The organism is Rhodoferax sp., from assembly GCF_028715765.1.
Classification (GTDB): Bacteria; Pseudomonadota; Gammaproteobacteria; order Burkholderiales; family Burkholderiaceae_C; genus Rhodoferax.
In genome coordinates, this window is the sequence record NZ_JAQURE010000083.1 from 1 (window position 1) to 5,992 (window position 5,992).

The 5,992-nt window shown below is 57.1% G+C and carries 8 protein-coding genes; 5 read left to right on the forward strand and 3 right to left on the reverse strand.

Features of this window, described 5'->3' with window-relative positions:
- Nucleotides 1-262 precede the first annotated feature (262 nt).
- Nucleotides 263-829: a hypothetical protein gene (locus PHT20_RS16070; protein ID WP_301021317.1), complete on the forward strand. Its 567-nt coding sequence runs from the start codon at nucleotides 263-265 to the stop codon at nucleotides 827-829.
- A gap of 37 nt (nucleotides 830-866) precedes the next feature.
- On the opposite strand, the gene PHT20_RS16075 is transcribed toward PHT20_RS16070, so the two are convergent.
- Nucleotides 867-2,558, reverse strand: a complete 1,692-nt coding sequence (locus PHT20_RS16075; RefSeq protein WP_301021318.1) for an electron transfer flavoprotein-ubiquinone oxidoreductase — start codon at nucleotides 2,556-2,558, stop codon at nucleotides 867-869.
- 131 nt (nucleotides 2,559-2,689) lie between these two features.
- Here PHT20_RS16075 and PHT20_RS16080 point away from each other — a divergent pair, with 131 nt between their 5' ends.
- From PHT20_RS16080 to PHT20_RS16090, 3 genes are read left to right on the forward strand one after another with little or no spacing between them, the layout of a single operon-like run.
- On the forward strand, nucleotides 2,690-3,472 hold the full coding sequence (locus PHT20_RS16080; RefSeq protein WP_301021319.1) for an SDR family oxidoreductase: 783 nt from the start codon (nucleotides 2,690-2,692) through the stop codon (nucleotides 3,470-3,472).
- 15 nt (nucleotides 3,473-3,487) lie between these two features.
- Nucleotides 3,488-4,099, forward strand: coding sequence for a chorismate lyase (locus tag PHT20_RS16085; RefSeq protein ID WP_301021320.1), 612 nt, complete (start codon nucleotides 3,488-3,490; stop codon nucleotides 4,097-4,099).
- Nucleotides 4,096-4,515, forward strand: coding sequence for an acyl-CoA thioesterase (locus PHT20_RS16090; RefSeq protein WP_301021321.1), 420 nt, complete (start codon nucleotides 4,096-4,098; stop codon nucleotides 4,513-4,515). The genes PHT20_RS16085 and PHT20_RS16090 overlap by 4 nt, the downstream gene beginning before the upstream one ends.
- Here the strand turns inward: PHT20_RS16090 and PHT20_RS16095 are convergent.
- Together PHT20_RS16095 and PHT20_RS16100 are read right to left on the reverse strand one after the other, a co-directional pair.
- Complete coding sequence (locus PHT20_RS16095) at nucleotides 4,512-4,889, reverse strand: DUF2934 domain-containing protein (protein ID WP_301021322.1); 378 nt, start codon at nucleotides 4,887-4,889, stop codon at nucleotides 4,512-4,514. The genes PHT20_RS16090 and PHT20_RS16095 overlap by 4 nt on opposite strands.
- A 101-nt stretch (nucleotides 4,890-4,990) precedes the next feature.
- A complete protein-coding gene (locus PHT20_RS16100) occupies nucleotides 4,991-5,545 on the reverse strand; it encodes a LuxR C-terminal-related transcriptional regulator (RefSeq protein ID WP_300081987.1) in 555 nt (184 codons plus the stop codon).
- A 112-nt stretch (nucleotides 5,546-5,657) separates the two neighbouring features.
- Here PHT20_RS16100 and PHT20_RS16105 point away from each other — a divergent pair.
- Nucleotides 5,658-5,992: CoA-transferase (locus tag PHT20_RS16105; protein ID WP_301021323.1), on the forward strand; the 335-nt coding region annotated here is incomplete at its 3' end.

A 5,992-nucleotide genomic window follows, 5' to 3' on the forward strand; every position in this document is an offset into this window, starting at 1 on the left:
ATGGCTTTGGCACGACGGCGACGAAAGTGGTTTGAGGGCCTTTGGGCTCAAGCTGAAATTGCCCCAAGTCTGCACAAGTTCGGACTCGCTTGAAACATCGAAATCTCTAATGGATTATCTGGGTTCAAGGAGGTGTTTTCTGACACTATTTTCGTGTCAATCCGAGCCAAGCACTGTCAAGCCATCGGTTAAGCTTGAATACACAGGCATCCAGCCACTGGGTGGGGTCGCTGTCTGGGTTTTTATCAAAGGAAAAATGGTCATGAAAAAATGGTGTGTGGCAGGTTTCATCTTGGTGTGTGGCGCTGTCAATGCGCAAACCGCCAGCAGCAAAACCGAGTTGGTCAACAAAATTCTCACGCTGCAGCAAACTGCCATCGAGCAAACCGCCCAAGCCTTGGCTGAACGCCCGGCGTTGCAGATGATGCAGCAAGCCAGCATGGCGTTGCAAAACCAGGTGCCACCTGACAAGCGTGAAGCCGCAGCCAAAGCCATTCAGGCCGACTTGAAGGCTTATGCGGACGATGTGGGGCCTTTGGTGCGTCAAAAAGCGGTCAAGCTAGCACCTTCCACGGTGGGGGCGCTGTTGGAGCAGCGGTTTTCTGAAGATGAACTCAAGCAGCTGATTGCCATCATCGAGTCGCCCGTTAACCGCAAATACCTTCAAATGGGCGGCGAAATGCAAAAAGCCTTGGCCGACAAGCTGATTGCCGACACCCAAACCGTGGTTGAACCCAAGGTCAAGGCGCTGGAGCAAGCCATCGTGAAACACCTGGGCTTGCCCACTGAGCCTGGTGCAAAACCTGCGGCTAAAGCGGCTAAAAAATAAGCCATCCAAAAAAAGCGCCGTTGCAGGCGCTTAGGGCTCACATGCCGGCGTAGTTGGGACCGCCGCCGCCTTCGGGGGTGACCCACACAATGTTTTGCGTCGGGTCTTTGATGTCGCAGGTTTTGCAATGCACGCAGTTTTGGGCATTGATTTGCAGTTGGTCCACACCCGCATCGGTTTTGACAAACTCGTACACCCCGGCTGGGCAGTAGCGGGCTTCGGGGCCTGCGTAAGTGGCCAGGTTCACGTTCACCGGCACGCTGGCATCTTTGAGCGTGAGGTGCGCCGGTTGGTTTTCTTCGTGGTTGGCGTTGCTGATGAAGACGCTGCTCAAGCGGTCAAACGTCAGCTTGCCATCGGGCTTGGGGTAGTCAATGGGTTGGCACTCGGCGGCAGGCTTGAGGTAGGCATGGTCAGGCTTGTCGCGGCGAATCGTCCAAGGCATGCTGCCCTTGAGACCAAACTGCTCCAGCCCGTTCATCAGCGTGCCCACGCGCAGGCCGTGTTTGAACCAGGCCTTGAAGTTGCGTGACTTGTTGAGTTCGGTGTAGAGCCAGCTGGCTTCAAAAGCTTGCGGGTAAGTCGTCAGCTCATCTTGTGCGCGCCCTGCGGTCACGGCTTCAAAGGCGGCTTCAGCGCACAGCATGCCTGATTTGATGGCGCTGTGGCTGCCCTTGATGCGGCTCACATTCAAAAACCCGGCCTCGCAGCCCACCAGCGCGCCGCCCGGGAACACGGTTTTGGGCAGTGACATCAAGCCCCCGGCGGTGATGGCGCGGGCACCGTAGGCGAGTCGTTTGCCAGTAACTTCACCCTTGCTATTTTCCAGATACCAGCGGATGTTGGGGTGGGTTTTCCAGCGTTGAAACTCTTCAAATGGGCTCAAATACGGATTGCTGTAGTTCAGGCCAGTGATGAACCCCATGGCAATTTTGTTGTCTTCCATGTGGTACAAAAAAGAGCCGCCATAGGTGTTGTTTTCCATCGGCCAGCCCGCGGTGTGCAGCACCAGGCCAGGTTGGTGGCGGCTGGGCTCGGCCTCCCACAGCTCTTTGATGCCGATGGCGTAGCTTTGCGGGTCGCAGCCTTCGTCGAGCTTGTATTTCGCAATGACTTGTTTGCCCAGGTGGCCGCGCGAACCTTCGGCAAACACGGTGTATTTGCCCAGCAGTTCCATGCCGATTTGAAAGTTGGCACCGGGCTGGCCAGATTTTTCAATGCCCATGTTGCCCGTGGCCACGCCAATGACGGCGCCACTGTCGTTGTAAAGCACTTCGGCAGCGGCAAAGCCGGGGAAGATTTCCACGCCCAGGCTTTCAGCTTGGGCGGCCAGCCAGCGCGTTAACGCCCCCAGGCTGATGATGTAGTTGCCGTGGTTTTGGCTGCATTCAGGCAAAAACATGTTGGGGGTGCGGTAGCCCGTGGTTTCGCTTAAAAACATCATGGCTTCATCGGTGACCGGCTGGTTCAATGGCGCCCCCATGGCTTGCCAGTTGGGGAACAGCTCGGTCAGCGACTTGGGGTCGAGCACAGCACCCGACAAAATGTGTGCGCCGGGCTCGGAGCCTTTTTCCAGCACCACTACCGACACGTCTTGGCCTTTTTCTGCCGCCAGCTGCTTGAGCCGAATGGCGGTAGACAAACCGGCTGGGCCACCACCTACCACCACCACGTCGTAGGGCATGGATTCACGTGGGCCAAATTGGGTCAAAATTTCTTGCGGGGTCATGGTGCTCTCTCTGATTAAACTCAAGTCAAGGTGAGTGCCTTGCGCTGCTATGAATTGTCTTCGACAAATTCGGGTTTTGTGTGTCAGCCTCATCATAATAGAACGACCGTTCTATTTATTCAGGAGAAATCATGTCGTACTGCATTGACTTATCAGGGCGGGTCGCTTTCATCACCGGGGCGTCCGGTGGCTTGGGTGCCCAGTTTGCACGCACCTTGGCCGGTGCCGGTGCCGCGGTGGTGTTGGCCAGCCGCCGAGTCGACAAATTGAAAGAATTGCGCGCTCAAATCGAGGCTGAAGGCGGCGATGCGCACGTGGTGGAACTTGATGTGACGGATCATGCCTCGATCAAATCCGCCGTGGCTCACGCCGAGACCGAAGTGGGCTCGATTGACATTTTGGTCAATAACTCGGGCGTCAGCACCACCCAGCGACTGCAAGATGTAAGCGATACAGATTTTGATTTTGTCTTTGACACCAATGTCAAAGGCGCATTTTTTGTGGCGCAAGAGGTTGGCAAGCGCATGCTGGCGCGGGCACAGGGCGCGGCACCGGGAAACTTCACGGGGGGACGCATCATCAATGTGGCCAGCATGGCGGGCTTGAAGGTATTTCCCAAAATTGGCGTGTATTGCATGAGCAAAGCGGCGGTGGTTCACATGACCCGAGCCATGGCTTTGGAGTGGGGTAAGTTTGGTATCAACGTCAACGCCTTGTGCCCAGGCTACATCGACACCGACATCAACCACGCCCATTGGCAAACCGAGCAAGGCCAAAAACTGGTGCAGATGTTGCCGCGCAAGCGGGTTGGGCAGCCGAAAGATCTGGATGCCTTGCTGGTGATGCTGTGCTCAGACCAAAGTCATTTCATCAACGGCGCGGTGATTTCTGCCGACGACGGCTTCGGCATTTAAACCGCTGTGCGTGACATGCATTGGCGCGCAACGACCGCAGCACGTGGCGGCCTCAAGCGCTGGCTGCAAGCCTCTGGCTCACTGAGCGCACGTTTGGCGGGCATGGCAGACCTGAAGCTGGCAGCAGGCGAGGGCGCTGGGTTCAGCGTGCGCGTGCTTTGGCAAGGACGTGCCCCTCTTTCTACCGATGAGGCTTGTGCCTTGGGGCACGGTTGGCAGCGGGTGGGCTATGTGCGCGAGGTGCTGCTGCATGTCAACGGCTGCGCCGTGGTGTTTGCCCGCAGCGTCACCGCCCATACCGATTCGGTGGGGGCATGGCGCTCGGTGCGCGGGCTGGGCAGCAGGCCGCTGGCTGATGTGCTGTTCAAAAGCGCCGCCATTGCACGCCAGCCTTTGCAATTCAAGACGCTGGCCGCTCGCACGCCCATGCGGCAACATGTTCAGCGGGCGGTGACTCAAGCCGCGGGTGTGCCGTTGTCTGCCCGCACCTTGATGGCGCGCCGCTCGGTCTTCAGGCGCCATGCCGGCGCGTTGTTGGTGATGGAGGTGTTCATTGCCCCGTCCAACGTGTGGCACTGCCCCAGTGGTTTTGCCCTGAAAAGTTCAGCTAGAAAGATCAAGCCATGAAATATGAATTGCCCGAACTCAAAAAATGGGTGTTTGAAGTGGTGATGCCCATCCGCTGGGGCGATATGGATGCCATGGGGCATGTCAATAACACCACCTATTTTCGTTACCTGGAAACCTGCCGCATCGACTGGATGCGTGCCGTGGGCTGCATGCCTAACCCGCAGGGACAAGGGCCGGTGATCGTCAATGCGTTTTGCAATTTCTACAGGCAGCTGGAGTATCCGGGTGACATCTGCGTGAAGATGTATGCCAGCCACCCAGCACGCACCACGTTTGAGACCTGGGCCACCATCGAGCGGGTTGACCAGCCGGGCGTGATAGATGCCGCTGGGGGCGCCACCACCATCTGGGTGGATTTCCCCAAGCAAAAAGCCATCGATTTGCCAGACTGGGTGCGTGCGCTGGTCAGTTAGTTGAAGTGGCCGCTGGCGATCAGGCGGTCGACCTCAACCTCGGCTGCGGCCCAGTCTTCGGCTGGGTTGCCAGGGGCAAAACCACGGCGCTCGGCAATATAGAAGGCGGCCACTTCCACGTAGTGCTGGCGTTGCTCTGGTGACAAGGCTGGTGTGCTTTTGCTGGCGGCTTTGGGCTTGACGGTGGCTTTGGCGGCAACCTTGTTGCCGGTTTTGGCCTTGGCTGGCGCAGCAACTGCAGGGCTGGTCACGGCTGCCTTGGCAGTTTTTTTGGCTGCAACCGGCTGAGCGGCGACTGACTTTGCTTCAGGAGCGGCTGCGTCAGCCTTTTTGGCAGCGGGTTTAGGCGTGCTGGTTTTTTTGGCGGTCACCATGATGTTCCTTTAAGCATTGAGAGAAAGGTCGACATTCTTCAAGCAAAGTGTGTTTTGGGGCTTGATTTAGGTCAGGTAACCACTTGTTTCTCTTGAAGCTGTCAGCCTGACATCAGCTTGTGCACCAAGTCGCCGGTGTTGCTGGCCTGGTATTTTTTCATCAGCCGGGCGCGAAAAATTTCTACCGTGCGGTGGCTGATGTTGAGCAGACGGCCAATTTCCTTGCTCGTTAAACCGTCCATCAGCAAGGTCGCCACCTCGCGCTCACGTGCGGTGAGTTCGGCTTTGACCGGGCGGTGTGCGCTCAAGTCTTCAAATGTCCAAATCCCGGCCTCGTGCGGGGCCGCCTGGTTGAGCGCCCGGCCAGTCACATGGCACCAAAAAGTGTCGCCTTTGAAGCGCCCGTCAAAGCGTTTCATGATGCGGTCATCCGCATACGTGCCGTGGCGGTTGAGCAGCGGGGCAATGCGTGCACCGGTGCGCTCAAACTCGCCCACGCTGGGGTACAGCACCTGAAAAGACTGACCGATGAGTTGCTCGGAGCTGGCGCCAAACATCTCGCACAAATGGCGGTTGCAGTCCACCATGGTGCGGTTGCGTGACAACGCCAGGCCGATGGGTGCTAGCTCAAAAGCCAGCCGGTAATCGATGTTCATCATGGATTGGATTCACCAATGAGTCACGCAAAGGGGTTACCCCTTACGAAAAACTACGTATGTATTTACGTAGTATCGTTTGTAGGTCATTTATTTTCAAGGAGATAGCTCTGTGAACAAAATTTACCCAAGTGCAGCGGCAGCGCTGCAAGGTATCGTGAAAGACGGCCAGTTGCTGGCTGTGGGCGGTTTTGGTTTGTGCGGTATTCCTGAGGCGTTGATCGACGCTTTGCGCGACACCGGTGTCAAGGACCTCACGGTGATCAGCAACAACGCCGGTGTCGACGGTTTTGGTTTGGGCAAGCTGCTGGAAACGCGCCAGATCAGCAAAATGATTTCAAGCTATGTGGGCGAAAACAAGGAGTTTGAGCGCCAATACCTGGCAGGCGAATTGCAGCTTGAGTTCACGCCACAAGGCACACTGGCCGAAAAGCTGCGTGCTGGCGG

Bases quoted from the DNA above. Each gene is read 5' to 3' on its own strand.
- PHT20_RS16070 (WP_301021317.1), top strand. From the start codon at position 263: ATGAAAAAATGGTGTGTGGCAGGTTTCATCTTGGTGTGTGGCGCTGTC.
- PHT20_RS16095 (WP_301021322.1), bottom strand. From the start codon at position 4,889: ATGGTGACCGCCAAAAAAACCAGCACGCCTAAACCCGCTGCCAAAAAG.
- PHT20_RS16090 (WP_301021321.1), top strand. From the start codon at position 4,096: ATGAAATATGAATTGCCCGAACTCAAAAAATGGGTGTTTGAAGTGGTG.
- PHT20_RS16100 (WP_300081987.1), bottom strand. From the start codon at position 5,545: ATGAACATCGATTACCGGCTGGCTTTTGAGCTAGCACCCATCGGCCTG.
- PHT20_RS16085 (WP_301021320.1), top strand. From the start codon at position 3,488: ATGCATTGGCGCGCAACGACCGCAGCACGTGGCGGCCTCAAGCGCTGG.
- PHT20_RS16075 (WP_301021318.1), bottom strand. From the start codon at position 2,558: ATGACCCCGCAAGAAATTTTGACCCAATTTGGCCCACGTGAATCCATG.
- PHT20_RS16080 (WP_301021319.1), top strand. From the start codon at position 2,690: ATGTCGTACTGCATTGACTTATCAGGGCGGGTCGCTTTCATCACCGGG.